The 25,216-nt window shown below is 63.6% G+C and carries 25 protein-coding genes and 2 pseudogenes; 15 read left to right on the top strand and 12 right to left on the bottom strand.

Annotated features, from left to right (window positions below):
• Positions 1-69 precede the first annotated feature (69 nt).
• The 5 genes and pseudogenes from R6254_RS02065 to sorU form a co-directional block, all read left to right on the top strand.
• A pseudogene (locus R6254_RS02065) lies at positions 70-240 on the top strand (FAD-linked oxidase C-terminal domain-containing protein); the annotation flags it as partial.
• A gap of 202 nt (positions 241-442) precedes the next feature.
• Positions 443-988 (top strand): RNA polymerase sigma factor, encoded by a 546-nt coding sequence (locus R6254_RS02060; protein WP_318404348.1) that lies wholly within the window; start codon positions 443-445, stop codon positions 986-988.
• A gap of 1 nt (position 989) precedes the next feature.
• Positions 990-1,664, top strand: coding sequence for a hypothetical protein (locus R6254_RS02055; RefSeq protein WP_318404014.1), 675 nt, complete (start codon positions 990-992; stop codon positions 1,662-1,664).
• Positions 1,661-2,872 carry a SorT family sulfite dehydrogenase catalytic subunit gene (sorT, locus tag R6254_RS02050; protein ID WP_318404012.1) on the top strand — a complete coding sequence of 404 codons (1,212 nt, stop codon included), beginning with the start codon at positions 1,661-1,663 and terminating at the stop codon, positions 2,870-2,872. Before R6254_RS02055 ends, sorT begins: the two co-directional genes overlap by 4 nt.
• 104 nt (positions 2,873-2,976) lie before the next feature.
• Positions 2,977-3,327, top strand: a complete 351-nt coding sequence (gene sorU, locus R6254_RS02045; protein WP_318404011.1) for a SorU family sulfite dehydrogenase c-type cytochrome subunit — start codon at positions 2,977-2,979, stop codon at positions 3,325-3,327.
• Between the two features lie 162 nt (positions 3,328-3,489).
• Here sorU and R6254_RS02040 read toward each other — a convergent pair whose 3' ends face one another.
• The gene (locus R6254_RS02040) at positions 3,490-4,782 is read right to left on the bottom strand and encodes a M20/M25/M40 family metallo-hydrolase (RefSeq protein WP_318404010.1); all 1,293 of its coding nucleotides are present in this window, start codon (positions 4,780-4,782) and stop codon (positions 3,490-3,492) included.
• 314 nt (positions 4,783-5,096) lie between these two features.
• Between R6254_RS02040 and R6254_RS02035 the strand changes: the two genes are divergently transcribed.
• The 5 genes from R6254_RS02035 (at position 5,097) to R6254_RS02015 (ending at position 10,080) form a co-directional block, all read left to right on the top strand.
• On the top strand, positions 5,097-5,618 hold the full coding sequence (locus R6254_RS02035; protein ID WP_318404008.1) for a sugar dehydrogenase complex small subunit: 522 nt from the start codon (positions 5,097-5,099) through the stop codon (positions 5,616-5,618).
• Between the two features lie 10 nt (positions 5,619-5,628).
• Positions 5,629-7,269, top strand: coding sequence for a GMC family oxidoreductase (locus R6254_RS02030; protein WP_318404006.1), 1,641 nt, complete (start codon positions 5,629-5,631; stop codon positions 7,267-7,269).
• On the top strand, positions 7,266-8,654 hold the full coding sequence (locus R6254_RS02025; RefSeq protein WP_318404005.1) for a c-type cytochrome: 1,389 nt from the start codon (positions 7,266-7,268) through the stop codon (positions 8,652-8,654). The genes R6254_RS02030 and R6254_RS02025 overlap by 4 nt, the downstream gene beginning before the upstream one ends.
• Positions 8,655-8,691: 37 nt before the next feature.
• On the top strand, positions 8,692-9,078 hold the full coding sequence (locus R6254_RS02020) for a nuclear transport factor 2 family protein (RefSeq protein ID WP_318404003.1): 387 nt from the start codon (positions 8,692-8,694) through the stop codon (positions 9,076-9,078).
• A gap of 66 nt (positions 9,079-9,144) precedes the next feature.
• Complete coding sequence (locus R6254_RS02015) at positions 9,145-10,080, top strand: homocysteine S-methyltransferase family protein (RefSeq protein WP_318404001.1); 936 nt, start codon at positions 9,145-9,147, stop codon at positions 10,078-10,080.
• Positions 10,081-10,092: 12 nt separating this feature from the next.
• Here the strand turns inward: R6254_RS02015 and R6254_RS02010 are convergent, their stop codons facing one another.
• The 7 genes from R6254_RS02010 to mnmG all read right to left on the bottom strand — a co-directional run bounded on the left by R6254_RS02010 (position 10,093) and on the right by mnmG (position 17,332).
• Entirely contained in the window at positions 10,093-11,031 is a 939-nt protein-coding gene (locus R6254_RS02010) for a ParB/RepB/Spo0J family partition protein (protein ID WP_318403999.1), read from the bottom strand.
• A 34-nt stretch (positions 11,032-11,065) separates the two neighbouring features.
• Positions 11,066-12,328, bottom strand: a complete 1,263-nt coding sequence (locus tag R6254_RS02005; RefSeq protein ID WP_318403997.1) for a serine hydrolase domain-containing protein — start codon at positions 12,326-12,328, stop codon at positions 11,066-11,068.
• Between the two features lie 8 nt (positions 12,329-12,336).
• A complete protein-coding gene (locus tag R6254_RS02000; protein WP_318403995.1) occupies positions 12,337-12,903 on the bottom strand; it encodes an RBBP9/YdeN family alpha/beta hydrolase in 567 nt (188 codons plus the stop codon).
• A gap of 89 nt (positions 12,904-12,992) precedes the next feature.
• Positions 12,993-13,931, bottom strand: coding sequence for a ParA family protein (locus tag R6254_RS01995; protein WP_318403993.1), 939 nt, complete (start codon positions 13,929-13,931; stop codon positions 12,993-12,995).
• Positions 13,928-14,554, bottom strand: coding sequence for a LysE family transporter (locus tag R6254_RS01990; protein WP_318403991.1), 627 nt, complete (start codon positions 14,552-14,554; stop codon positions 13,928-13,930). The genes R6254_RS01995 and R6254_RS01990 overlap by 4 nt, the downstream gene beginning before the upstream one ends.
• Positions 14,555-14,663: 109 nt before the next feature.
• Complete coding sequence (gene rsmG / locus R6254_RS01985) at positions 14,664-15,335, bottom strand: 16S rRNA (guanine(527)-N(7))-methyltransferase RsmG (RefSeq protein WP_318403989.1); 672 nt, start codon at positions 15,333-15,335, stop codon at positions 14,664-14,666.
• A complete protein-coding gene (mnmG, locus tag R6254_RS01980) occupies positions 15,335-17,332 on the bottom strand; it encodes a tRNA uridine-5-carboxymethylaminomethyl(34) synthesis enzyme MnmG (protein ID WP_318403987.1) in 1,998 nt (665 codons plus the stop codon). Before mnmG ends, rsmG begins: the two co-directional genes overlap by 1 nt.
• A 326-nt stretch (positions 17,333-17,658) precedes the next feature.
• Here mnmG and R6254_RS01975 point away from each other — a divergent pair, with 326 nt between their 5' ends.
• The 5 genes and pseudogenes from R6254_RS01975 to R6254_RS01955 all read left to right on the top strand — a co-directional run bounded on the left by R6254_RS01975 (position 17,659) and on the right by R6254_RS01955 (position 21,206).
• A complete protein-coding gene (locus R6254_RS01975; RefSeq protein ID WP_318403985.1) occupies positions 17,659-18,237 on the top strand; it encodes an NADPH-dependent FMN reductase in 579 nt (192 codons plus the stop codon).
• Between the two features lie 92 nt (positions 18,238-18,329).
• On the top strand, positions 18,330-19,340 hold the full coding sequence (locus tag R6254_RS01970; protein WP_318403984.1) for a Bug family tripartite tricarboxylate transporter substrate binding protein: 1,011 nt from the start codon (positions 18,330-18,332) through the stop codon (positions 19,338-19,340).
• Positions 19,341-19,442: 102 nt separating this feature from the next.
• Positions 19,443-19,715 (top strand): YkgJ family cysteine cluster protein, encoded by a 273-nt coding sequence (locus tag R6254_RS01965; protein ID WP_318403983.1) that lies wholly within the window; start codon positions 19,443-19,445, stop codon positions 19,713-19,715.
• Between the two features lie 172 nt (positions 19,716-19,887).
• Positions 19,888-20,268 (top strand): annotated as a pseudogene (locus tag R6254_RS01960) (hypothetical protein); the annotation flags it as partial.
• Between the two features lie 59 nt (positions 20,269-20,327).
• Complete coding sequence (locus R6254_RS01955) at positions 20,328-21,206, top strand: hypothetical protein (RefSeq protein WP_318403980.1); 879 nt, start codon at positions 20,328-20,330, stop codon at positions 21,204-21,206.
• A 39-nt stretch (positions 21,207-21,245) separates the two neighbouring features.
• On the opposite strand, the gene R6254_RS01950 is transcribed toward R6254_RS01955, so the two are convergent.
• The 4 genes from R6254_RS01950 to R6254_RS01935 are packed head-to-tail and all read right to left on the bottom strand — an operon-like array spanning position 21,246 to position 25,215.
• Positions 21,246-22,700 carry an aldehyde dehydrogenase gene (locus R6254_RS01950; protein WP_318403978.1) on the bottom strand — a complete coding sequence of 485 codons (1,455 nt, stop codon included), beginning with the start codon at positions 22,698-22,700 and terminating at the stop codon, positions 21,246-21,248.
• A gap of 28 nt (positions 22,701-22,728) precedes the next feature.
• Positions 22,729-23,499: an ABC transporter ATP-binding protein gene (locus tag R6254_RS01945; protein ID WP_318403977.1), complete on the bottom strand. Its 771-nt coding sequence runs from the start codon at positions 23,497-23,499 to the stop codon at positions 22,729-22,731.
• On the bottom strand, positions 23,496-24,242 hold the full coding sequence (locus R6254_RS01940; RefSeq protein WP_318403976.1) for an ABC transporter ATP-binding protein: 747 nt from the start codon (positions 24,240-24,242) through the stop codon (positions 23,496-23,498). Before R6254_RS01940 ends, R6254_RS01945 begins: the two co-directional genes overlap by 4 nt.
• On the bottom strand, positions 24,235-25,215 hold the full coding sequence (locus R6254_RS01935; RefSeq protein ID WP_318403975.1) for a branched-chain amino acid ABC transporter permease: 981 nt from the start codon (positions 25,213-25,215) through the stop codon (positions 24,235-24,237). The genes R6254_RS01940 and R6254_RS01935 overlap by 8 nt, the downstream gene beginning before the upstream one ends.
• Position 25,216: the final 1 nt, after the last annotated feature.

Below are 25,216 nucleotides of genomic sequence, written 5' to 3'. Positions count from 1 at the left end.
CTTCTCACCGGCCTTGCAAGCAGTCCATGAATCGCTCATCGTCGGCGGTCATGCCTTGGAATGGGCCAGCGCGCCCTGAGCCTGGAAGACACTTGCACCGGCGATCACGGCGTGGGCCTGCACAAGATGGATTTCCTGGTCACCGAGGCCGGCGACGGCGCGGTGGACATGATGCGCACCATCAAACGGGCGCTGGACCCGAAAAACACCATGAACCCCGGCAAGATTTTTACGCTGTGACCGCGTGTCGCGTCAGGGCCTCGCGATAGCTTCGCGAGGCCCTGCCTGTGGAGCCATTTTTTAAGCCAAATCAACCTCTAACCCTCACCCCATCTACGTGATCAGCTATCAATTTTGATATTTCAGGCGCCCGCTACTGGCGCCACCGAAAATTATTTTGCATCCGAGGGAATAAAACACCGCGTTCCACGCTCTTATGCGCATGATCCTGACGGCGGAGTCCCGCTACAACCAATGGGTGCGCGAGCACTACCGCTTTTTGCTGCGCAGCGCCTGGGCGCTGATGGGCTCGCGCGCGGTTGCGGAAGACGTGGTGCAAGACTGCTTCACCAGCGCCTGGAAACACCGCAAGCAGTTGCGCGACCCGGCGCTGGCGCGTGCCTGGCTGTTCCAGATCATGCGGCGCCACGCCTTGCGTCACATGGCGCCACAGCCGCTGGCGCTGGAAGACGCCGACCTGCTGGCCGACGAAACCGCGCCCGAAGGCAGCCTGGACGACCAGCTGGACGTGGTCAAGGCGCTGACACGTATCGCGCCCATCCACCGCGAGGTGCTGGTCCTGTTTTATTTCGACGACATGCCCACCGCGCAGATGGCGCAGGCGCTGGAAATCGCGCCCGGCACCGTGCTGTCGCGACTGGCGCGGGCGCGTGAAGCGCTGAAAACCGCGATGCGACCCGCCGCCTCCGCCCTCACCGCGGCCACCTTGGCCCCGGTGTCCCTGGACAGACGTCTGCGAAAGGTCTGAGATGCCGAATCAACGCCCCCCAGACAGCGCCTTTGATTTGCGCGCCCGCGCCGAACTGGCCCTCGCCTTCGACCCCGGCCAACCGCCCGCGCAACTGTTTCGCCACACGCCGCTGTGGTCGCGCCGCGGTGTGCAGCGTGCGGTGGCCGCCCTGTTGCTGGCCGCCACCGGGACCACGGCCGTGCTGGCCATGCGCCCGCCGGCCCTGGTGCGCAGCGCCATCGAACACGAATATTACGAACGCACCTTGCGCGGCAGCTTCATCGACAGCAGCCAAGTCCTGCAACACCTGGGCCTGAGTCCCACACAGGCGCTGCCGGGTTACCCGCAACTGATTCGCCCCTGCGACATCGAAGGCCACCTGGCCTACCACCTGACCTCCTTCTTTGAAAAAGGCGGCATGGTCACGGTGTTTGCCTTCGACGATACGACCGCCCTGCCCGAAGCCAGCGGCTGGTGGGGCAATGTGTATTGGCAAGTCATCACCGCGCGCAACGGCAAACCCCTGGTGCTGGTGGCACAAAAAGAAAAAGCCCTGGGTGTGGCGCAAGCCGCGCTGCAGGCCGCGCCGCCGCCCATCTCGTCCAGCGTCAGCTCCCCTCGTCCACCCACGGCGATCGCGCCGCTGGGGCCCTTTGTTTTTCCCACCCCACCCCCTTCACAGGAGACTCCATGACTGTTGCCCTCACTTCCCTGCCACGCCGCCGCCTGCTCACGGGCAGCGCCACCGCGCTGGCCGCCGCCGGACTGGCCAGCTGGTCACAAGGCGCGCTGGCGCAGGCCGCCGCGGCCAAGCCGCTGCCGGCCTATGTGGGCTGGAAGAATGCGTCCGACGTCATCGTGCACAGCAGCACCACGCTGGAGACCAAACGCAGCGCCTTCGGCACCAGCGGCATCACGCCCAGCAGCCAGCTCTACATCCGCAACAACCTGCCGGCGCCCGACGCCGCCATCGTGGCCGACCGTGACGCCTGGGAAATCGCCGTCGGCGGCGTGAAAAATCCGCGCAAGCTGAGCGTGCGCGAACTCAAGACCCTGGGCCTGGAGACCGTGACCACGGTGTTGCAGTGTTCGGGCAACGGCCGCGGCTTCTTCCCGAGCAAACCCAGCGGCACGCCCTGGACGGTGGGCGCCGCCGGCTGCGTGGTCTGGAGCGGCGTGCCGGTGCGTGCCGTGGTCGAGTCCCTGGGCGGTGTGAGCGCTGGCATGCGTTACCTGACCGGAACCGGCGGCGAAAAGCTGCCCGAAGGCATTGACCCCAAAAGCATCATGGTCGAGCGCTCGGTGCCCGCCGCCGCCATGCAGGATGCCTTGCTGGCCTGGGAAATGAACGGCGAACCGATCCCGCTGGCCCATGGCGGGCCGCTGCGTCTGATCGTGCCGGGTTACCAGGGCGTAAACAACATCAAGTACATCAAGCAACTGGCCTTCACGGCGCAGGAGAGCGACGCCAAGATCATGTCGCACGGCTACCGCATGTCGCCCCCAGGTGGCAAGGGTGACCCGAGCCAGCCTTCGGTGCAGGAGATGAGTGTCAAGTCCTGGATCAACTCGCCCCTGCCCGAAAGCGGCACGCTGGCCGCTGGCGGCGCGGTGCAAATCCAGGGCGTGGCCTTCGGTGGCCTGCATGCCGTCAAGGGTGTGGACGTGTCTATCGACGGCGGCAAGACCTGGCAGAAGGCCCGCTTTGTCGGCCCCGACATGGGCAAATACGCCTGGCGCCAGTTCGTGCTGCAGGCCAAGCTGCCCGCCGGCACACACACCCTGGCCAGCCGCGCCACCGACCTGGCCGGCAATGTCCAGCCCGAGACGCGTGGTGAAAACCAGAGCGGCTACAACAACACCAGCTGGGCCGACCACGCGGTCAAGGTGACTGTGGCTTAAGCGGCCGGCCCACTACCGTTTCACAGCGCTGGTACACCCTGGCCCCCGGGCCTGGGTGGGCCGCTGCTTGACGCAACCCCCTTCCTTTTTAAAACACCATCGCCATGATTTTCAAGACCTCCTCCTCCCGCCACCTGCGCGCCCTGGCCCTGCCGGCGCTGCTGCTGAGCTGCGGCCTGGCCGCTGCCGCAGGCAACGCCGACCAACTGGCCATCGGCAAAAAACTCTTCACCACCTCTGTGCCCGCCTGCGCGGTCTGCCACACGCTCAAGGACGCCGGTGCGGAAGGCGCTGTCGGCCCGGTGCTGGACGAATTGCAACCCGATGCGGCGCGTGTCGCCAAGGTCTTGCGCGATGGCCTGGGCAGCATGCCGTCCTTCAAGGCCAGCTTGAGCGAAGCGCAAATCCAGGCGCTGTCGGCCTACGTCGCCCAGGCCAGCCGCGGCGGGAAATAACCGGCGTCAAGTTGCGGCCGGCATGACGATGCCGGATCAACCAGACAAGCACTGACAGCACAAAGCCCTGGCGAGTTTCCTCGCCAGGGCTTTGTTTTTGATGACTGCCAGCTCTGGTCTAGCAAGCACTTCAGGCGAATTTCACCTGAAATGTGGCTTGCCTTATTTCGCCTTGCCTTGCGACAGGTCCATGACCATGCGCGTGGCCAGGTACAGGCGCGGCACGATGGTGTTGATCTGCACGTATTCGGCGTCGTTCGAATGTGCGCCATAACCACTCAGGCCCATGCCTTCAACCACGCCGCCCTTGGTCTGCAAAGCGGCAAATGCGGCATCGGTGCCGCCACCGGTTGCCACATCAAGCACCTTCATCGGCAGGCCCAGCTCTTCGTAGATGGCCTGGCCGAGCTTGGCCACGCTGCGGCTGGCGGCCGTGGCTTCCAGCGGTGGGCGGCGCACTTCAAACTTGAGCTGCACCTTGGAGGCGGGCAGCAGCTTGTTTTTGACCTTGTCCTGCAACGCGGTTTGCAGGGCGGTGAAGTCGGACACCTTGAGCGCGCGCGCATCGGCCTGGGCCTTGGCCAGGGCCGGGATCACGTTGCGGTTGGTGCCGACCTGGGCCACGGTCCAGTTCAGCTTCAGGCCATTTTCGGGCTTCGACAAGTCCTTCATCTGCAGCAACTGGTGCGACAGCTCGTACAGCGCGTTCACGCCGTCTTCGGGCTTGGCGCCGGCGTGGGACGATTTGCCTTCGACCGTCAGGTAGGCCGCGCCAATACCGCTGGTCGCCAGGCGCAGGCTGCCGTCGGTGCCGCCGCCTTCAAACGACAACACCACGTCCTGGTCCGCGGCCACGCGGGTGATGGTGCTGCGCGCGCCGGGCGAGCTGATTTCCTCGTCGCCGTTGATCAGCACGGTGAGTGTGCCGTAGTCCTTGAACTGGAGTTTTTGCAGCATCGCCACGGTGTGGATGATGGCCGCCACGCCCTGTTTGTCGTCCGAGATGCCGAGGCCGTAGGCGCGCTCGCCGTCGATGCGGAAGGGCTGGTCTTTCAGCATGCCGCGCAGGTAAACCGTGTCCATGTGCGCAATCATCATGATCTTGCGTGTGCCCTTGCCCTTGAACTCTACCTGCACCATGGGGCCGACCTTTTCCGGCGTGTCGTCCATGCGGTAGACATCGCTGGGCTGCAACACCTGCACCTGGCCGCCCAGTTGTTTGAAGCGCTCCGCCACCAGCGCGGCGATCTTCGCCAGGCCTTCCATGTCCTTGCTGCCCGATTCGATGTGCACCAGGTCACGCAGCGTGTCGAGCAGGGGCTGCTGCTGCTGCTGGGCCAGCGTATACACCTCGGCCACCGGGGCGGCGTACGCAGCGCCTGCGGCCAGGGCCAGCGCCACGGCGAGCACGCGTGGGCGGAAAGATGGGAAATGGACAAGGGCACCAGAACGCATAAACCACCTTCAAAATAATAAGTAAAAACCGATTATCACGGCCACTCGGCCTCACACACGCGCAGCGCCGAGAAAGATCATCGCCGGCGATGCTTTCATTTTGATAGCTGCTTGCGCTTATCCGGCAAGGGCCACAGGCATATTTGGCTTGAATTTTGGTCTCAGGCCGCAGCGTACCTACGAAGCCCGCCGATGCCGCCTTCGTACGCGGGTCACGGCTGGACTCATGAAAGGCTGCTGTGTTTTTGCAATTTCGGCCGGAAAGCGTAGGATGCCAAAAACAAGAAATAAAACCACAAAGGCAGGTACGCGCGATGAATACTCTCGACGACTTGCTGGACAACGCCGCCAGCCCTTCCCAGCCCACACGGCGTGTCTTGCTGGTGGGCCTGTTATCGGCCTACACTGCCTCCCTGATTCCCTGGGCGCTGGCGCAACCGGTGGCCAACGCAGAGCTTGGTTCGTTTGTCGCCGTCTCTTCCCTGCTGGCCGGACGCCAGGCGCTGGATACCGTTCTGGCGACACGCCTGTATGACGCGTTAAAGGCGGACGATCCCGGCTTTCCGGCGGGCGCCCAAGCCCTGCTCACGCTGATCAACGAACGCAAAATCGATCCCCTGCAATTGCAGCAGTTGCTGGACAGCGAACAGTCGCCACTCGCTGCGCTGCCGCGCAAAATCGTCACCGCCTGGTTCATGGGCATCGTCGGCAGCGGCGACAAGGCGCGTTGCCTGGCTTATGAACATGCGCTCAACGCCGCGGTGGTTGAAGATCGGTTGAAACCGCCGACCTACGCGTACGGTGTTTACGCCAGCTGGGAACAAAAACCAACCTGAGGAGCGCAACATGGCAGAGCAGTTGTCGGCTGACTTCGTTGTCATCGGCTCCGGAATCCTGGGCTCCATCACGGCGCAGCATTTTTTAAAGCGCGGTGCCTCCGTGCTGATCCTGGAGGTGGGGCCGCGTGTCACGCGCGATGAAATCGTTGTGCGTTTTCGCAACTCCCCGCGCAAAAGCGACTGGATGTCGCCCTATCCGCCGGCCCCCTGGGCACCCCATCCGGTGTACCAGCCCAAGGACGACGGCTACCTGGTCCAGGCCGGCCCCTATCCTTACCCCGCCGAATACATCCGCGTGGTCGGCGGCACAAGCTGGCACTGGGCGGCACAAGCCTGGCGCATGGTGCCCAACGACTTGCGGATCAAGAGTCTGTATGGCGTGGGGGTTGACTGGCCTTTCAGCTACGAAGAGCTGGACCCGTATTACCAGGAGGCCGAGGAGATCATGGGGGTTGCAGGCGCGCCCAACACCGGCTCGCCGCGCAACAAGCCGTTCCCCATGCAGCCCGTGGCCGAACCTTATGCCATGCGCCGCCTGCGTGAGCGGCTGGCACCGGTCTATGCGGTGGTGGGCAACACGGTCGCTCGCAACAGCCGCACTTACGCCGGCCGGCCCGCCTGCTGCGGCAACAACAGCTGCCAGCCGATTTGCCCGATTGATGCCCAGTACCACGGCGGCATTGCGGCGGCAGACGCCGAAGCTGCCGGCGCCAAACTGGTCCCGAATGCCAATGTTTACCGGATCGAACATGACGCGCAGGGGCGCATCGCGGCGGTGCATTATTACGACCCCGACAAGGCCAGCCACCGCGTCACCGGCAAAACTTTTATTCTGGCGGCCAATGGCATCGAAAGCCCACGACTCTTGTTGCTCTCCGCCAGCGACAAATACCCTCAAGGCCTGGCCAACAGCTCCGGCATGGTGGGCCGCAACCTGATGGACCACCCCAGCACCTCGCTGAGTTTCGATGCCGAAGAAGAGTTGTGGCTGGGGCGCGGACCGCAAAGCCCCAACTCCATCAACACCTTGCGTGATGGCGCCTTCCGCGCCGAACATGCACCGTACCGCCTGGACTTCACCAACATCTCGCGCGTGGCCGGCGCCACGCAGTCCCTGATCGACCAGGGTATTTATGGCCCGGAGCTGGAAAAGCGCTTGCGCTACAGCGCCGCACATGAACTCAACGTCAAGAACGTGCTGGAGGTGTTGCCGCACCCGGACAACCGCATCAGCCTGAGCGACCAGAAAGATGCCATGGGCATCCCCAAGCCGCAGGCGCACTACGCCATCGACGAGTACACACGCAAAGGCGCCGAGGTGTCCAAGGCCGACTTTGCGCGTATTGCCGAACTGATGGGCGGCAGCAACCTGCGCTACAGCAAGGAAGGCAGCTTCGCGAACAACCAGCACATCTGCGGCACCATGAGCATGGGCAAGGACGCTAAAACCTCCGTCGTCAACGAGTTCGGCCGTTGCCATGACCACGAGAACCTGTTCATCACCAGCACCGGCGTGTTGCCGACCGCTGGCACCTGCAACTCGACACAAACCGGGCTGGCGGTGGCGCTGCGCACGGCGCAACACATCTTGCCGAAAAGTGCAGCCCCCAGCACCCCGGCTGCATCCACGCAAGGGGCCACGCGATGAAAGCGCTGACGCACCTGGTCCTGCCTCTCGCCGCGCTGCTGCTGGCGCTTCACGGCCCGGCTGCAGCCCAGGCAGCAGCTAACGCCGACCCCGCGCTGGTCCAGCGCGGCCAATACCTGGCCACGGCCGGGGATTGTGTGGCCTGCCACACCGCCCCCGGCGGCAAAACCATGGCCGGCGGCCTGTTGCTGCCGACGCCGCTGGGGGCCATCGTGGCGACCAACATCACGCCGTCGAAAACCCACGGCATAGGCAACTACACGCTGGCGCAGTTCACCGATGCCTTGCGCAAAGGCGTGCGCGCGGACGGGCAGCACCTCTACCCGGCCATGCCTTACACGTCTTACGCGCTGGTCACCGATGACGACGCCAAGGCCATGTATGCCTACTTCATGCAGGCGGTTGCGCCCGTCGATAGCGCGCCGCCGGCCACAGCCCTGCCCTTCCCCTTCAACATCCGCTTGTCCATGGCCGCGTGGAACCTGTTGTTTCTCGACAGCCGGACCTTCTCCCCCGATGCCAGCCAAAGTGTCGCGTGGAACCGCGGCGCCTACCTGGCACGCGGACTCGCACATTGCAGCACCTGCCACAGCCCGCGCAACCTGATGATGGCGGAGGACTTCTCGCGCGACCTGGGCGGCGGCGATGTCGGCCCCTGGCATGCGCCCAACATCACCTCGGACAGCAACAGCGGCATAGGTGGATGGAGCGAGCAAGAGCTGGTGAGTTATATGCGTCAGGGTTATGCCGCCAACAAGGCCCAGGCCTCCGGCCCCATGGCCGAAGCGATTGACCACAGCCTGCGCCACCTGAGCGAGGCCGATTTGCGCGCCATGGCGGTCTATCTGAAAACCGTGCCGGCGCAACGCGATGCGGCCGATACCCAAGCGGTTTACGCCTGGGGCCAGGCCTCCGACGATCTGAACAGCCTGCGCGGCGTGGCCCTGCCCAAGGACCTCAACGAGATGACAGGCCCGCAACTCTACGACGCACACTGCGCCACCTGCCACCAGGCCCGCGGCCAGGGCAGTTTCGACGGCGGCCTGCCGCCGCTGTTCCACAACACGGCGCTGGGCCGCGCCAACACCAACAACCTGGTCATGGTGATGCTGGAAGGCATTCAGCGCCAGGCCGACACGACCGAAATCCGCATGCCAGCCTTTGCAAAAACCCTGTCCGACCGCCAGATCGCCACCCTGGGCAGCTACCTGGGCCAACGTTACGGTAATCCGCAAGCCCGCGTCAGCGCCGAGCAGGTGAAAAGCTTGCGCGCCGGTGGCGACTCGTCCAACCTGGTCTGGATGGCGCGGCTGGGCATGCTGGCGCTTGTTGTGCTGGTGATCGCCGCGTTTTTTGGCCTCAGGCGGCGCCAGCCCGAGCAGTAAGCGGACGGGTCAGCAGACTCAACTACAAGGAGTGGGCATGAGCACGCAACTGGAACGCAACAAACACAACGTCACGAGTTTTTACGAGTTGATGTTCAACCAGTGCCAGCCGGCCGAGGCGGTGCGCCATTTCGTCGGCCTGGCCTATACCCAGCACAACCCACAGGTCGCCGATGGCATCCCGGCCTTCATTGCCTACTTCGAACATATGGCCAGGGAATACCCCGGCAAACGGGTGCACTTCAAACGCGTGATCGCCGAGGGCGACTACGTGGTCCTGCACTGCCGCCAGGAATGGCCGGGCGGCGACGACTGGGCCGGCATCGACATTTTCCGCCTCGACCATGAGGGCAAAATTGTCGAACACTGGGATGTGCTGCAGCAGGTGCCCAAAACCGCGGCCAACAGCAACACCATGTTTTGAAAGCCCCGGTGTACTTGCCTGCGGCCGCAAGCCGATGCTGAGACTTCCTTGCGATTGGTGGAACCCATGCCCAAACCCGCGCTTCCCCAACTCGACGGCGGCTTGTTCCTGAGCGACGGCGGTCTTGAGACAACGCTGATCTTCCTCGAAGGCGTCCTGCTCCCCCACTTCGCGGCCTTTGTGTTGCTGCGCGACCCTGCCGGATGCGAACAACTGCGCGCCTATTACCGGTCATACCTGGCGCTGGCGGCCGCCACACCCCAAGCCGGGTTCGTGCTGGAAACACCGACCTGGCGGGCCAATCCCGATTGGGGCCGCCTGCTCGGCTACGACCCCGCAGCGCTGGCGCAGGCCAACATCGCCGCCACACATCTGGTCAGTGAACTTCGCGATGAATGGCGCTCACGCCTGGCGGGTCCGATCGTACTCAGCGGCATCATCGGGCCGCGCGGTGATGGGTACAAGGCCGACGCGCCGGACAACGTGGCCGCAGCGGCGGACTACCACGGCGAACAGGCCGAGGCGTTGCGCGACGGCGGCGTGGACATGCTGGCGGCGGTCACCATGACCACCAGCGCAGAGGCCCTCGGCATCGCGCGCGCCGCACGCTTGCTGGGTCTGCCGCTCGCGATCTCGTTCACGCTGGAAACCGACGGTAGGCTGCCCAGCGGCGAGACATTACGCGCCGCCATCGAAACCGTGGACGCAGACACGCCGCCGGCCTACTTTGCCATCAATTGTGCGCACCCGCTTCATATGGCAAGCTGTTTTGAGCCAGGCGGGTCCTGGACGGCGCGTATTCGCGGCCTGCGCGCCAACGCGTCGACACGCAGCCATGCCGAACTCGACGCAGCGACCGAACTGGACATCGGCGACCCGCTGGACCTGGCTGGCCGTTACCGCCGCTTGCGTGCCCCCCTGCCCGCGCTCAATGTACTCGGCGGTTGCTGCGGCACCGATCTGCGGCACCTGCGCGCGATACGCGACGCCTGGGTGCAATAAAGCCGGCGCGGCTTATTTGCCGCCGCGCAGGCGTTCGATCAATCCGTTGAGTTCATCCAGGGAGCTGAACTGGATCGCCAGCTCGCCCATGTCTTCACGCCGGCCATTGCGTTTGACCTGCTTTTTGACACGCACCTCGACCTCGGCCATCAACAGGTCGGCCAGCTCTTCCTCGACGCGGCGGGTGTCACGGGATTTTTCCTTGTGAACTTTTTGTGGCCTCAGGGAAAACTCGGCGCTGAGTTTTTTGACCAGGCTTTCGGCTTCACGCACCGACATTTTTTTCGCGGCAATCTGGTTGCCAGCGGTGATTTGCGTGGCGCGGTCCAGGCTCAACAAGGCCCGTGCATGGCCCATATCTATGTCGCCGGCCATCAACATGGTCTGCACCGGATCGGCCAGATTCAGCAGGCGCAGCAGGTTGGACGCGGCACTGCGGGAACGCCCGACGGCCTGCGCCGCCATTTCGTGAGTGAGCCCAAACTCTTTCACCAGGCGTTGCAGGCCTTGGGCCTCTTCCAGCGGGTTCAGGTCTTCACGCTGGATGTTTTCAATCAGCGCCATGGCCGCGGCCGACTCGTCGGGCACGTCGCGCACCAGCACCGGCACGCTGTCCAGGCCGGCAATTTTGGCGGCGCGGAAGCGCCGCTCGCCGGCAATGATTTCGTATTTGCCGTCGTTGATACCGCTGCTCAGGCGCCGCACCAGAATGGGCTGCATGATGCCCTGGACCTTGATGGACTCGGCCAGCTCGTAAAGCGCGCCTTCGTCCATGCGGGTGCGCGGCTGGTACTGGCCGGCGACCAGGTCGCTGAGCAGCAAGGAGGCCGGCAGCCCCGGACTGCTGGTGCTGCCCGGGCCGTTTTCGAGCACATTGGCCGACTCGCCGACGGTGGGGCCCAACAAAGCCTGCAATCCGCGGCCCAAGCCTTTGGGTTTTTTCGTGACCATGGTTTCCTTTTTTCTCAGATATTGGATAAGTGGCTTATTCGGCCGTGCTGCCGCCCAGCGACTGCAACACGCCGCGCCACAAGGCGTCACGCTCTTCATAAGGCTGGGCGTCCTGCCGGCCGCTGGCACGCTCCCAGACCGAGGTCAGCACCAGCACCACGCCGCTGGCGGGCTGCACGTAAACGGCCTGGCCGTGGATGCCCTGCATCGCAAACGTGCGCGCCTTCAGCGGCATCAGCCAGAACTGGTAGCCATAACCGAAATACGGCGTGGCCTGGCGCGGTTTGAACGCCGGCGGCTGGCGCGCGGGATCGGTGGCGTCCAGCAGGTAGTCGCGTGGCAGCACTTGTTGTGTGCCCACCTGGCCGTCGTGGGCCAGCAGCAAACCCAGCCGGCCCCAGTCACGCAGGCTGGCATTGAAGGCGCCATGGGCTTGTTCCTGCCCATCGACACCGACACGCCAGAAGGCGTCGTGTTCCGCGCCCATGGGTTGCCACAGCCACTCCTTGGTGAGTACGCTCATGTTTTTGCCGGTGGCGGCGACCAGCACACGGCCCAGCACATCGGTTTCGGCGCCGGCATAGACAAATTTTTCACCCGCCGGCGAATGCCGGTCGGTGATGGACTTCAGCACATCCAGCGGCTTGCCGGCGCCAGGGGCACCGGCACCCGCACGCGCCAGACGTGCGACATCGTCCTGGCCGTCATAACGTTCCGTGAACGTGAGGCCGGAGCTCATGCGCAGCAGCTGGCGGATGGTGGTGGCGCCGTAGGGGCTGCCGGCCAGGGCGCTGACGTATTTGTCGGCCGGATCGTCCAGCGAGGCGATCAGGCCCAGCGCGTTGGCCTTGCCCACCAGCAAGGAGGTCACGCTTTTGGCCATGGAGAAGGACAAAAAGCGCGCATCGTCCTTGCGGCCGTAGCGGTAATGTTCGGCGACGATTTCGCCGTTTTTCAGCACCAGCAAACCGGTCGCACGCTGACGCTCCAGGTACTCGGCCAGGGTGTAGCTGAGGTTGCGATAGCGGTAACGGATGGCCGGCGCTTGCGCGGCCTGCGGCAAGGCGCTGGCCTGCGCCGCGTGTGGCACCCCCCGGGTCAGGATACCGGGCACCTTGTTCAGCGCCGACCAGGCACCCACACGGTAGGGGTTGTCGTACCAGGTGCGGACCGTGCCCAGCGGGTAGTTCTGCGCCTGGCCCAGCAGCACTTCATCGGGTTCGGCGCTGGCCGGCGTGGCCAGCGCGGTGAAGGCGGCCAGCAGCAGCGCGGCGCGGCCAACCATGGTGCGGGGCATGCGGGCTTTCAAACCGCAGCCTGAGGCATGGGTGCCGCCAGCGCCTGCAGGCGCTGCAGCCGGGCGTGGACCTCGGGCCAGTCGCCCAGGCCGCTGTCGGCGTTGAGGTGGCCCAGGGGGCCGGCATCGATAAACTCGGCGCCCCAGGCCCCGGCGAATTCACGGGCGCGCTCAGGCCGGCAATAGGGGTCGCGGCTGCTGGCCAGCACCACGGCTGGAAACGGCAGCGTCTGCAAGGGCACCGGCGCCCAGCTCGTGAGCATCTGCCGCACTTCTTCGCGGTCCACGTCGGGCGGTGCCACCAGCAATGCGGCCTTGACGCGGTGGGTGTTGCGCGAGTGCGCGGCCCAGGCCGCGGTGAGGATACAGCCCAGGCTGTGCGCCACCAGCACGACGGCTTCGTCGCTGCCCAGCACCACGTCCTCCAGCCTGGCCACCCAGTCGCCACGCAGCGGCCGTTGCCAGTCGTGCTGCTCGACGCGCTGGTAAGCGTGCGCCGTCTCCCACAGGCTTTGCCAGTGGCCAGGGCCGCTGTTTTGCCAGCCGGGAAGAATCAGGACATTCGAAGGTTTCATGGTTGCCGTGGCTTACTTGCTCTGTTTTTGATAGCTACTTGCGCTCATCCCATATGGGCTAAAGGCCAATTTCTTATATAAATCAGGCCTCACATGACCTTGATGCGCTGCACCATCTCTTCGGCAAACGCGACAAAGGCCTGCGCGCCTTTGGACGAAGGATCAAACACCACGCCGGGCAAGCCGTAGCTGGGCGCTTCGGCCAGGCGCACATTGCGCGGGATCACGGTGTTGAAGACCTTGTCGCCGAAATGCTCCTTGAGCTGCTCGCTGACCTGCTGCTGCAAGGTGATGCGCGGATCAAACATCACGCGCAGCAGCCCAATGATGGCCAGGTCCTTGTTGAGGTTGGCGTGCACCTGCTTGATGGTGTTGACCAGATCGGTCAGGCCTTCGAGCGCAAAATATTCACACTGCATGGGCACGACCACGCCATGGGCGCAGCACAAACCGTTGAGCGTCAGCATGGACAGCGAAGGCGGGCAATCGATCAGCACGAAGTCATAGTCGGTGGCGACGGCTTCCAGGGCCCGCTTCAGGCGCTTTTCGCGGCGCTCGACTTCCACCAACTCGACCTCGGCACCGGCCAGCTCGCGGTTCGCGCCCAGCACGTCGTAGCCGCATTTGTCGCTATGCACACGCGCCTCGGCCACCGAGGCCGATTCGAGCAAGACGTCGTAGACCGTGAGTTCCAGCTTGCGTTTGTCCACGCCCGAACCCATGGTGGCATTGCCCTGCGGGTCCAGGTCAATCATCAGCACACGCTGGCCGACCTTGGCCAGGCCCGCTGCCAGATTGACTGAGGTGGTGGTTTTACCCACCCCGCCCTTCTGGTTGGCCACACAGAAAATTTTGGCTTTTTTGGCACCCACCGTTTTCACCTCCAGGGAGGGGTCAGCGCCCGAGGCGGCTGAGTTTGCGGGGGGCGGCCCGTCGCTGCGTTCGTTGGCCCCATTGGGGATCAACTTTTCCGGGGGCATGCCGGCAAAAAAGTGAGCGGTGGGCAGGGGCTGGGGTTCTGTGTTCATTTGGAGATGGCCAGCTTGATACCGAAGGCAATCAAAAACACGCCCGCGGCTTTTTCCAGCGCGGTCGAGATTTTAGGATTGGCCCGGATACGTTCGGCCAGGTAATAGGTGAGCAGCACGGCGATCAAGCCATACAAAAAGGTCAGGCTTGCAATGGTCGCGGCCATCACGGCAAAGGTTTTCAGGCCCTGGTGCCGGGCCGGATCGACAAACAACGGGAAAAAAGCCATGTAAAAAACAATCGCCTTGGGATTGAGTAAGGTGATCAGCAAGGCCTGGCGAAAGTAGTGGTGCGGCTTGATCTGCAGAAGGGGCGCATCGCCGGGTTTGGCCAGCAACATCTTGAGGCCGAGAAAAGCCAGGTAGGCCGCTCCCAGCCATTGCACCGCATGAAAGGCCGTGGGGTAAGCCGCCATCAAGGCCGACACGCCGGCCACCGCGGCCCAGAGCAGGAGCTGGTCACCGGCAATCACGCCGAAGGTGGCGCCCATGCCGCCGGCCAGGCCGCCTTTGCCGGTCGAGGTGATCAGCGCCAGGTTGCCGGGCCCGGGAATCAGCAGAAACACGATGATGGCGACAACAAAAGCACCGTAATCGGCAACGCCGAAAAATGAGCCCAGCATGGAAATCCCCAGAAATTGAGGTCTCGAGTTTACGTCAGCCCATGCGGCTGGCCTTCAGCGGATTGAACAAATCAACGCTGACTGGCCACTTCAACGCGGCCCGACCGCTTCAAACCGTGGGTTTAACCGTGGGTTGGGGCCGCAACCAGACGATGCAGCGCTCGGCATCCAGGCCGGGCACCCGCAGTTGTTCCACGTGAAACACCTCGACGGCTGGCGCCAGAGCGGCGATTTCGTCGGCCGGGTGTTTGCCTTTCATGGCCAACCAAACCCCGGTGGGGGCCAGCGCCCCGGCCGACCATTGCGTGAAATCGACCAGCGAGGCAAAGGCCCGCGAGCAGATCACGTCAAAGGGCTGGGCCACGTTTTCCACCCGGGCGTGCAAACCGGTCAGGTTCGGCAGCTTCAGTGCCAGGGCGGCCTGCTTGATAAAGGCGGCTTTTTTGGCCACCGTGTCCACACAGGTCACGGCGATGGCGGGACAACAGATGGCGATCACCACACCCGGCAAGCCGGCGCCCGAACCCACGTCCAGCAGGCGGCTGCCCTGCCCCAGCCCAACTTGCTGCAGATGACGCTGCAAGGGGGCGATGGCCGCCAGGCTGTCCAGCAGATGATGCGTCATCATTTCCGCCGGGTCGCGCACTGCCGTCAGGTTGTAGACCTTGGTCCATTTGCCAATCAGTGCCTGGTAATCCAGCAACTGGCCCACTTGCTGGTCGTTCAGCTCCAGCTGCAGCGCTTTCAGGCCCGCGCGCAAATCCTGTTCAGCGCCCGACATCAGGCGTCGGCCTGCGCGGCGGCAGTCAGGGGGGTGGTGTTTTTCCAGAGGTTTTTCTTCAGGTGCACCAGCAGCAGCGACACCGTGGCCGGCGTGATACCCGAGATACGTGAAGCCATGCCCAAGGTTTCCGGCCGATGTTTGGCCAGAGTTTGCCTTGCCTCGAAACTCAGGGCCGAGACCTGCAGGTAGTCCAGGTCGGCGGGGAGTTTGAGGTTTTCGTAATGTGAGGCACGTTCCACTTCGGTTTTCTGCAGGTCGATGTAGCCGGCGTATTTGACGGCGATTTCGATCTGCTCGATCACACTGCGCGCCATGTCGGCCTCCGCCGATGTTTCACGTGAAACAGCCGGTGCCAGTTCGGGATTCACATACTTGCCTTCGTTCAGGGACATCAGCGCGGCGTAGTTCACATCCGGGCGGCGTAGCAGGTCCAGCAGGTTGTACTCGTGTTCAATCGCCTTGCCCAACACCCGCTCGGCCTCGGCCACCGGCAGGCTGCGCGGGTTCACCCAGATGGCGCGCAGGCGTTCTGTTTCACGTGAAACAGCGTCGCGTTTGCGGTTGAAGGCATCCCAGCGCGCATCGTCGACCAGGCCCAGCTCCCTGCCCTTTTCGGTCAGGCGCATGTCGGCATTGTCTTCACGCAGCATCAGGCGGAACTCGGCCCGGCTGGTGAACATGCGGTAAGGCTCGGTCACACCCTTGGTGATCAGGTCGTCCACCAGCACGCCCAGGTAGGCCTCGTCGCGCTTGGGCAACCAGGCCTCCTTGCCCTGGCATTGCAGCGCGGCATTGATGCCGGCAAACATGCCCTGGGCCGCCGCCTCTTCGTAACCGGTCGTGCCGTTGATCTGGCCGGCGAAAAACAAGCCGCCAATGGCGCGGGTTTCAAAGCTGGTTTTCAGCGCGCGCGGGTCGAAGTAGTCGTATTCGATGGCGTAGCCAGGCCGCAGGATGTGGGCGTTTTCCATGCCGACCATGGAGCGCACCAGGTCGTACTGGATGTCAAACGGCAGGCTGGTCGAGATACCGTTGGGGTAAATCTCGTGGGTGCTCAGGCCCTCGGGCTCCAGGAAAATCTGGTGGCTGTCCTTGTCGGCAAAACGGTTGATCTTGTCTTCCACGCTTGGGCAATACCGCGGGCCCACGCCGTCGATCTTGCCGGTGAACATGGGGCTGCGGTCAAAACCGGAGCGGATGATGTCATGGGTGCGTTCATTGGTATGTGTGATCCAGCACGACACCTGTTTGGGATGCGCGATCTGCCCGCCCATGAAGCTGAACACCGGCACAGTCCCGGCGATGCCGCCCGGCATGCCGTCACCGGGTTGTTCGGTGCATTTGCTGAAGTCGATGCTGCGGCCGTCAATCCGCGGCGGCGTGCCGGTTTTCAGGCGCCCTTGCGGCAGCTTGAGCTCTTTCAGGCGTGCACTCAGCGACACCGCCGGCGGGTCCCCTGCCCGGCCCGCCGCGTAGTTGTTCAGGCCGACATGGATCTTGCCGTCCAGGAAGGTCCCAGCCGTCAGCACCACCGTGCGCGCACGAAACTTGATGCCGACCTGGGTCACGGCGCCCACCACGCGATCCCCTTCGACCATCAGGTCGTCCACCGCCTGCTGGAACAGCCACAGATTGGGCTGGTTCTCGATCATGCGGCGTATCGCGGCCTTGTAGAGAATGCGGTCGGCCTGGGCACGGGTCGCACGCACGGCCGGGCCCTTGGAGCTGTTCAGGATGCGGAACTGGATGCCACCCTCGTCGGTCGCCAGCGCCATCGCGCCGCCCATGGCATCGACTTCCTTGACCAAGTGGCCCTTGCCAATGCCGCCTATCGAGGGGTTGCAGCTCATCTGCCCCAGGGTCTCGATGTTGTGCGTCAAGAGCAGGGTCTTGCAACCCATGCGGGCGGAAGCCAATGCGGCCTCGGTCCCGGCATGGCCGCCACCGACCACGATCACGTCAAATTCTTGCGGATAAATATAAGGCGAGTGCATCACGCCTCCTTCAATAAAGCGGCCTTCAGGCCAGATGCCTGTACGCCATGGAGCTGCCCGATTTGGGTGAATGACCCGGGCCGGTCACGCCTGCTGCGGCCGGCGCAGCAAGGCGACCAGCCTGCCTTGCAGGACCAACAAAGCATTTTATCAGGCAGGCCTTGTTTAGTGCTGCGCCACGGACTCTGCCTTGCCCGTCTGGCCTCGATGATTGGCCGCTTAATTGCTATGAATTTAATAGCTGTTTGCGCTTGTCACTCATGGGCGGGAGGCCTAAAACGCTTGAAGCCCAGCCCCAGGGCGGCTACCGCGCCACAATACCCATCATGAAACTCCTCATCTTCGCTGGCAGCACCCGCCAAAACTCCTACAACCGCAAACTCGCGCAGGCCGCCGCCACGCTGGCACGTGCCAGCGGCGCCGAGGTCACCCACCTCGAACTGGCCGACTTCGACATCCCGATGTACAACGCCGACCTCGAAGCCCAGGGCACGCCGCCCGACGTCATGAAGCTCAAGCAGTTGATGTTCGAACACCCGGCCTGGATCATCTGTTCGCCCGAATACAACGGCAGCTACACCGCCCTGCTCAAAAACACCATCGACTGGGTCTCCAGCCCGGTCAAGAGCGACCCGGCCTGGCAGGAGGGCTTCAAGTCTTTCCGCGGCAAGGTGGTGGGTGTGCTCAGCGCCTCGCCCGGCGGCTTGGGCGGCCTGCGCTCGCAAAGCCACCTGGTGCCGCTGTTGCTCAACGCGCAATGCTGGGTCGCCCCCAAGGCCTTTGCCTTGGGCCACGCCGGTGAGGCCTTTGATGCCGACGGCAAGCTGCAGAGCGAAGCCCACCTGAAAAATGTGCAGGCGGTGATTGACCAGGTGCTGTTCGCCAGCAGCCGGCTGGCCAGCTGACACACGGACGCCCGCATTAGCGGAACCACGTAGGCCGAGGTCTCATGTGCGGGCCTATATTGGGCCCCACGATAACAACCGGGAGACCACCCATGCAAGACCTCAAAACGCGCCGCAGCGCCCTTCAATTCGGCCTCAAGGCCGGTAGCACCCTGGCGGCCGTCTCGGCCTTTCCCGGCCTGCTCAGCACGGCCCACGCGCAATCCGCCTGGCCCAGCAAGCCGATCCGCCTGCTTGTGCCTTTTGCGCCCGGCGGCAGCTCTGAAATCGTGGCGCGCTCCGCCGCCAATGAAATTGGCAAAAGCCTGGGCCAGACCGTGTATGTGGAAAACAAGCCCGGTGCCAGCGGCAACATCGCCATGCAGGAATGCGCGGCCTCGACCGACGGCCACACCATGATCCTGGGCCATATCGGCACGTTTGCGGTCAACCCCTATATTTTCGACAAGCTGCCGTTTGACACCAACAAGGACTTCAAACCCATCTCGCTGCTGGCCAAGGTGCCCAGCCTCTACGTGGTCAACGCCAACCTGCCGGTCAAAAACCTCAAGGAATTCATCGCCCTGGCCAAGGCCAAACCGGGCCAGCTCAACTACGGCTCGGCCGGCAACGGCAGCGCCGGCCACCTGGCTTTTGAATACCTGAAGATGGTGACCAACACCTTTGTGCTGCATGTGCCCTACCGCGGCACCGGCCCACAGCTCACCGATCTGCTGGCCGGCCGGCTTGACGCCGCCAGCGTGGGCGCGCCGGCCATCCTGGCACACATCAAGTCGGGCAAGTTACGCTGCATCGCCACCGGCACCAAGGAGCGCCTGCCGCAACTGCCCGATGTACCGACCGTGGCCGAAAGCGGTTACCCCGGCTTCGAGATGACCCAGTGGTACGGCCTGAATGCCCCGGCCAACATGCCGCAAACCGCCATAGACCGGATTGCCGAGGCCTGCGCCAAAGCCATGCGCAATCCGCTGGCCACCGAACGTTTGCGCGGCGACACGGCCCAGCCCGTGGGCGACACACCGGCACAATACGCCGCCTTCATCAAGACCGAGCAGGCACGCTGGAAGCTGGTCGCCGACCGCGCCAAAATCAAACCGGATTAAACCCCCCACACGCCCGGGCCTGGCGATTTAATGGTCAAATAGGGCTCTAGCCCAATCAACACGGGCGCAATAAGCTCCTGTTTTGATAGCGAATCGCCGCCCATGAATTGCCGACCCGGCTGCGGTGCATGCTGCATCGCCCCCTCCATCAGCTCGCCCATCCCCGGCATGCCCCAGGGCAAGCCGGCCGGGGTGCGCTGCGTGCAACTGGACGAGGCCAACCGCTGCCGCATCTTCGGCCTGCCCACGCGGCCGGCGGTGTGTGGCCAGCTGCTGCCCTCGGCCGAGATGTGCGGCGCCAGCGCGCCAGCGGCGCTGAGGTGGCTTACTTCGCTGGAGTTGGCCACAACGCCTCATCTGTTATCCCGGACCTGATCCGGCCTCCAAAGGGTTGCTCGTGCGGGGTGGCGTACCCGCGCATGCTGCCGGCCACCATCTCCGGCGACAATCGGGCCCAGCAGCCAAACAGAAGGGAACCCCTTGCGCCAGGCCGACGCCTTGTCAGCCTGCCTAAGGCGACCTCACAACGGAGGAGGAGGAGATGCTCGTGGACAAGAAGAAGCTTTCCGAAAGCGACATTTGCGACAAGTTCATCCGTCCGGCCATGGAACAAGCCGGATGGCACGGCATGGACCAGATTTACCGCGAATTTCCCCTCCGGGCCGGCCGCATGGTGGTAAGAGGCAACAAGGCGCAGCGCGACAAGTCCACGGTTCTCTTTGCTGACTATGTCTTGTGCCTGAAGCCGAATATTCCATTGGCCGTTGTTGAGGCAAAAGACAACCAGCACGCGATAGGCGCGGGCATGACGCAGGCCGTCAATTACGCCCAGTTGCTGGACGTCCCATTCAGCTTCGCCAGCAACGGCGACGGCTTTGTTTTCCGTGATGCCACCCTGGCCAACGGCGTGCTGGAGCAAAACCTCACCGCCGCCCGCACCCAGCAGTCACTGCTGGCGGAGGCATTAGTGAAAAACGAGTCATAGTGATGTTCGATCAGGCCGAGGCGTTCTTGTCGCTGCTAGATCGCTTCAAGCGGTACTGGGCCAAGCGCAAGCAAGCGCCCGCAGAAGAGTCTGTTGCCAGCCGGTTTTTGCGCCTGTTTGCTGCGCACGGTGTTCACCGCAATCAGATTCCGCGCTTCTTCGGCCATGGATTGCAATTGCGCGATGTGCAGGAGGAAGCCACGTTGATGCACTTTTTGACAGATGCGCATCTAGCGGACGCATGCGATCTCTTTGGCGTGGAGCGCCAATGGCTGGAGCGTGGCGAGGGCCATGCGCACAAGCGTCACCACTTCTATTTACAGCCTGTGCAGTTCGGGCGGTTTCTGGACGGCCTTCTCGCCAGTAAAAATCTGCCAGACATGGAAATGAACGCAACCCTGTTTGGGGTGTTGGCGTCCAGGGATCTGGAAAGCTCATTGGTTCTGTCAGAGCCGATCGGGTTGCTGAACGAAGAAGTGATTTACCGCTATCACTTTGTGGACGGCGGACCGCTGGGATACTGGAAGGCCCGAGTGAGTGCTGCGGCACTTGTGGCACAGGCCATCAATCGCAACGTTTGGGTGATTGGCCGTCTTTGCGATACCAAGCTGTTGCGCGAACTGACTTATGTCAAAGACCTGGTGGGTATGCACGAACATGAGCTGCTCATGGAAAACTCACGCCGCTTTGAAGTTGAAGACTGGCTTTTGGAACCGGCGGTTTTGCTTGAGGGACTGGACCCGGAGAGAAACAACTTCGGAGTCACCTCTGCGCTGAAATTTTGGCTGCAATTCAACGCCGATGGCTTGACGAAAATTCCCTATAGCCAGCCCGATACCGAGGCGCGGTTTGCAGCCACTCTTGAAAAGGCCACCGGATAGGTCTGCGCAACAAATCCCAGAGTCGCCGGCCAACCCAGATCAGAACGGGTAATGACGCGGCGTGGTCTGGATCGTGATCCAGCGCAGCTCGGTGAACTCGGCCACACCGGCCTTGCCGCCAAAACGCCCCATGCCGCTGCCCTTGACGCCGCCAAACGGCATTTGCGCCTCGTCGTGCACGGTCGGGCCGTTGACGTGGCAGATGCCCGAATCAATGCGCTGCGCCACCGTGAAGGCCCGCGCCACGTCGCCGCCAAACACCGCCGACGACAGGCCGTATTCGTTGTCGTTGGCGCAGGCCACGGCCTCTTCCACGCCGCTCACACGCACCACACATTTGACCGGGCCAAAAGTTTCTTCGTGGTAAATCTTCATCGCCGGCGTGACGTGGTCCAGCACCGTGGCCGGCATCAAGGTGGTGTCGGATTTGCCGCCACACATCAGTTTGGCGCCCTTGGCGAGTGCATCGTCGATCAGCGCATTGCAATGTGTGACCGTGCTCATGCCCACCACCGAGCCCAACACCACCGGTTCGGGTTTGCGCGGGTCGCCCAGCGGCAAGGCCTTGGCCTTGGCGGTGAAACGTTTGACAAACTCGTCGGCAATTTTTTGGTCCACGATGATGCGTTCGGTGGACATGCAGATCTGCCCGCTGTTGGCAAAACTGCCAAAGGCTGCGCCATTCACAGCGTCGTCAATGTTGGCGTCGTCCAGGATCACCAGCGGCGCCTTGCCGCCCAGCTCCAGCACCACCGGTTTGAGGTAACGGGCGCAGGTCATCGCAATGATTTTGCCGACCCGGGTCGAGCCCGTGAAGTTGACACGCCGCACCGCCGGATGGGCCACGATGGTTTCCACCACCACCGCCGCATCTTCCGGCGCATTGGTGATGTAGTTCACCACGCCGGGCGGAAAGCCGGCATCCAGGAAGGACTCGACGATCAGCTGATGCGTGTGCGGGCAGTTTTCCGAGCCCTTGAAAATCACCGTGTTGCCGCAGGCCAGCGGCGTGGCAATCGCGCGCACGCCAAGAATCACAGGCGCATTCCACGGCGCGATACCCAGCACCACACCGGCGGGCTGACGCACACCCATGGCCAGGCTGCCGGGCACGTCGGAAGGAATGACCTCACCGCTGATTTGTGTGGTCAACGACGCTGCTTCGCGCAGCATGCCGGCGGCCAGCATCACGTTGAAACCGGCCCACATGCCGGAAGCGCCGGTCTCGGCCGCCACCGCCTCAATAAACTGTGGCGCTTTGGCTTCGAGGGCATCGGCGGCCTTGAGCAACAAGGCACGGCGCGCACTCGGGCCGGTCTGGCTCCAGGACTTGAAGGCCTCGGCCGCGGCTTCCACCGCCATCAAAGCATCAGCCGGCGAGCAGGCCGGCGCACGGGTCGCCACACTGTTGTCTAGCGGGTTGCGGCGCTCAAAGGTCGCGCCTTTCTCGGCGCTTACTTTCAAGCCGTTGATCAACATGGTCAGTTCAGACATTCGGGTACTCCATCAAACAAGGAAAAATTCAAACCGGGCTGGCCGGTGCCGCCGCACCGGCGCCAAGATAGGCTTCGCGGATCACCGTCGAACGGGCCAGCAAGGCGGCCGGCCCGCTGGCCACCAAGGTGCCGCGTTCCAGCACATAACCGCGGTCGGCCACGGCCAGCGCCTTCTTGACGTTTTGCTCCACCATCAAGACGGTGGTGCCGGCATCGGCAATGCGGCGCGTTATCGCCAGCAACTCGTCCACCATGCGCGGCGCCAGGCCTAAGGAAGGTTCGTCCAGCATCAGCAGGCGCGGTGCACTCATCATGGCGCGGGCCACGGCCACCATTTGCTGCTCGCCGCCACTCATGGTGCCGGCCAGTTGCTGCGCCCGTTCGCGCAATTTCGGGAAATCGTTGAACGCCTGTTCCAGCCGTCGGGCGCGTTCGGCGCGGGCCACCAACCAGCCGCCCAGCTCCAGGTTTTCCGTCACTGTCATCTGCGGAAACAACTGCCGGCCCTCGGCCACCAGGGCCATGCCGCTTTTCACTATTTCGTTGGTCTTGGTGGGCAAGGCTGCACCATTGAGCAGCACATCGCCACCACGCGGAATCAGCCCGGCCAGCGCCCGCAGCAAGGTGGTTTTGCCGGCGCCGTTGGGGCCGAGGATCACGGTCAGGCCAGGTTTGATCTCCAGCTGCAAATCACGCAACACCAGGAAAGCACCGTAACCGGCACTCAAACCTGACACCTGGAGATGGGCGCCCTGGTTTTTCGCGCCTAAAACAAAAGGAGGAGCAAACCACATCATGCTGTCGCCTCTGCCATCTCATCGCCCAAATAAGCTTCAATCACCTCGGTATTGCGCACCACCTCCTGCGGCGTGCCGTCGGCAATTTTTCGCCCCTGGTGCAACACGATCACGCGTTCCACGTGGCGCAGCAAGGTGGTGACTGCGTGTTCAATCCAGACCACGGTCAAACCCAGTTCGTCGCGCATGCGTTTGATCAGCAAGGCCATGTTTTCGACCTCCACTTCCGTGAGGCCAGCCGCCACCTCATCGAGCAGCAACATGCGCGGGCGGGTGGCCAGCGCCATGCCGATTTCCAGCAGGCGTTGCTGTGAAGGGGTGATGTCACCCGCCGGCAAAGCCGCCTGCGCGCTCAGGCCGATCAGCGCCAGAATGCTGGCGGCATCACGCAATTGCCGGGCGCCCTGGCGATGCCGGCCAGCAAACTGCAAACCGAAGTCGATGTTGGCCGTCACCGTCATGTCGGGAAACACACGCGGTGTCTGGAAGGTGCGCGCAATGCCTGCCGCCGCATAACGGTGCGGGCCTTGGCCGCTCAACTCACGCCCGCCCGCCAGCAACTGGCCCGAGGTCGGCGCGGTCACACCGGAGATGGCGTTGAAAAAAGTGGTCTTGCCGGCGCCGTTGGGGCCGATGATGCCGACCAGCTCGCCGGCGTGAAAAGTGGCGCTCACGCCGTCGACCGCCGTCAGGCCACCAAAACGCACTGTGACTTCACGGGCTTGCAACAAGACTTCAGCCATGGTCGCGCCCCTTGTTGGAACCCAGGCTACGCAGCCAGCCGCGGCTGTCCTGCCACCAGGCCGTGAAGGTGCTGCCACGCAGCGACGCCAGGCCACCCGGCAGGTAGAGCACACTCAGGATCAGCAACAGGCCCAGCGACATCATGTAGACCTGTGGTGCCTGCAGGCGCAAGGTCTCGGCCAGCACGCTGAACACCACGGCGGCGATCAGCGGCCCCCAGAGCGTGACCGCGCCACCTATCAACGCAATCAGCACGGTCTGGAAACCGATGAAAGGATTGAACACGGTGTGCGGATCGATGTAAGTCCAGCGCACGGCCATGGCCGCGCCCACGGCACCGGCAAAAGCAGCGGTCATGGCAAAACCGGCAATCTTGATCAGGCGTGTGTTCACGCCCAGGGTTTGCGCACGTTGTTCGTCAGCGCCTATACCCATCAGCGCCAGGCCGAAGCGGCTGCGCCGCACCACAATCGACACCAAGACCGCGAGCACGGCCAGGCCCAGCACTGTCAGGTAAATCGTGTCGCGATCCGGCACCACGGTCAACACGCGGCCCACGGTGCCGGTCACGGCTTTTTCAAAGTAGGTCACGGCATGGCGTATCAGCTCGGTCATGCCAAAGGTCAGGACCGCGAAATAAGTGCCACGCAAATGCAGCACGGCCGCCCCCATGACCACCGCCACCACGGTGGCCAGGCCGGCGCCCAGGGCGATGGCGGCCAGCCAGGGCAGGCTCTCCAGCGCCACGGCGCTGGTGTACGCGCCTATGCCGAAAAAAGCCGAGGTCGCCAGCGAGAGGTAACGCGTGTTGCCGCAAAACAGGCCCCAGCTTGAGGACAAGGCCACGTACATCAGGCAGGTCAGCGCCATCGACACGACAAACTCGCTGCCGTAATGCGGCAGCGCCATCGCCCAACCGGCAAAAGCCAGCAGCAGCAGCAGGTCGCGAACCAGGATTTGTTTATCTTTCACT

It is taken from the genome of Polaromonas potterensis (genome assembly GCF_033446725.1).
In the GTDB taxonomy this organism is placed as follows: domain Bacteria; phylum Pseudomonadota; class Gammaproteobacteria; order Burkholderiales; family Burkholderiaceae_C; genus Polaromonas.
Note: the sequence above shows the minus strand (reverse complement) of the source record. Positions and strands in the feature narration are given on the sequence as shown.

Excerpts from the sequence above, each read along its gene's own strand:
- R6254_RS02060 (WP_318404348.1), top strand. The coding sequence starts at position 443 with ATGATCCTGACGGCGGAGTCCCGCTACAACCAATGGGTGCGCGAGCAC.
- R6254_RS02055 (WP_318404014.1), top strand. The coding sequence starts at position 990 with ATGCCGAATCAACGCCCCCCAGACAGCGCCTTTGATTTGCGCGCCCGC.
- sorT (WP_318404012.1), top strand. The coding sequence starts at position 1,661 with ATGACTGTTGCCCTCACTTCCCTGCCACGCCGCCGCCTGCTCACGGGC.
- sorU (WP_318404011.1), top strand. The coding sequence starts at position 2,977 with ATGATTTTCAAGACCTCCTCCTCCCGCCACCTGCGCGCCCTGGCCCTG.
- R6254_RS02040 (WP_318404010.1), bottom strand. The coding sequence starts at position 4,782 with ATGCGTTCTGGTGCCCTTGTCCATTTCCCATCTTTCCGCCCACGCGTG.
- R6254_RS02035 (WP_318404008.1), top strand. The coding sequence starts at position 5,097 with ATGAATACTCTCGACGACTTGCTGGACAACGCCGCCAGCCCTTCCCAG.
- R6254_RS02030 (WP_318404006.1), top strand. The coding sequence starts at position 5,629 with ATGGCAGAGCAGTTGTCGGCTGACTTCGTTGTCATCGGCTCCGGAATC.
- R6254_RS02025 (WP_318404005.1), top strand. The coding sequence starts at position 7,266 with ATGAAAGCGCTGACGCACCTGGTCCTGCCTCTCGCCGCGCTGCTGCTG.
- R6254_RS02020 (WP_318404003.1), top strand. The coding sequence starts at position 8,692 with ATGAGCACGCAACTGGAACGCAACAAACACAACGTCACGAGTTTTTAC.
- R6254_RS02015 (WP_318404001.1), top strand. The coding sequence starts at position 9,145 with ATGCCCAAACCCGCGCTTCCCCAACTCGACGGCGGCTTGTTCCTGAGC.
- R6254_RS02010 (WP_318403999.1), bottom strand. The coding sequence starts at position 11,031 with ATGGTCACGAAAAAACCCAAAGGCTTGGGCCGCGGATTGCAGGCTTTG.
- R6254_RS02005 (WP_318403997.1), bottom strand. The coding sequence starts at position 12,328 with ATGCCCCGCACCATGGTTGGCCGCGCCGCGCTGCTGCTGGCCGCCTTC.
- R6254_RS02000 (WP_318403995.1), bottom strand. The coding sequence starts at position 12,903 with ATGAAACCTTCGAATGTCCTGATTCTTCCCGGCTGGCAAAACAGCGGC.
- R6254_RS01995 (WP_318403993.1), bottom strand. The coding sequence starts at position 13,931 with ATGAACACAGAACCCCAGCCCCTGCCCACCGCTCACTTTTTTGCCGGC.
- R6254_RS01990 (WP_318403991.1), bottom strand. The coding sequence starts at position 14,554 with ATGCTGGGCTCATTTTTCGGCGTTGCCGATTACGGTGCTTTTGTTGTC.
- rsmG (WP_318403989.1), bottom strand. The coding sequence starts at position 15,335 with ATGTCGGGCGCTGAACAGGATTTGCGCGCGGGCCTGAAAGCGCTGCAG.
- mnmG (WP_318403987.1), bottom strand. The coding sequence starts at position 17,332 with ATGCACTCGCCTTATATTTATCCGCAAGAATTTGACGTGATCGTGGTC.
- R6254_RS01975 (WP_318403985.1), top strand. The coding sequence starts at position 17,659 with ATGAAACTCCTCATCTTCGCTGGCAGCACCCGCCAAAACTCCTACAAC.
- R6254_RS01970 (WP_318403984.1), top strand. The coding sequence starts at position 18,330 with ATGCAAGACCTCAAAACGCGCCGCAGCGCCCTTCAATTCGGCCTCAAG.
- R6254_RS01965 (WP_318403983.1), top strand. The coding sequence starts at position 19,443 with ATGAATTGCCGACCCGGCTGCGGTGCATGCTGCATCGCCCCCTCCATC.
- R6254_RS01955 (WP_318403980.1), top strand. The coding sequence starts at position 20,328 with ATGTTCGATCAGGCCGAGGCGTTCTTGTCGCTGCTAGATCGCTTCAAG.
- R6254_RS01950 (WP_318403978.1), bottom strand. The coding sequence starts at position 22,700 with ATGTCTGAACTGACCATGTTGATCAACGGCTTGAAAGTAAGCGCCGAG.
- R6254_RS01945 (WP_318403977.1), bottom strand. The coding sequence starts at position 23,499 with ATGATGTGGTTTGCTCCTCCTTTTGTTTTAGGCGCGAAAAACCAGGGC.
- R6254_RS01940 (WP_318403976.1), bottom strand. The coding sequence starts at position 24,242 with ATGGCTGAAGTCTTGTTGCAAGCCCGTGAAGTCACAGTGCGTTTTGGT.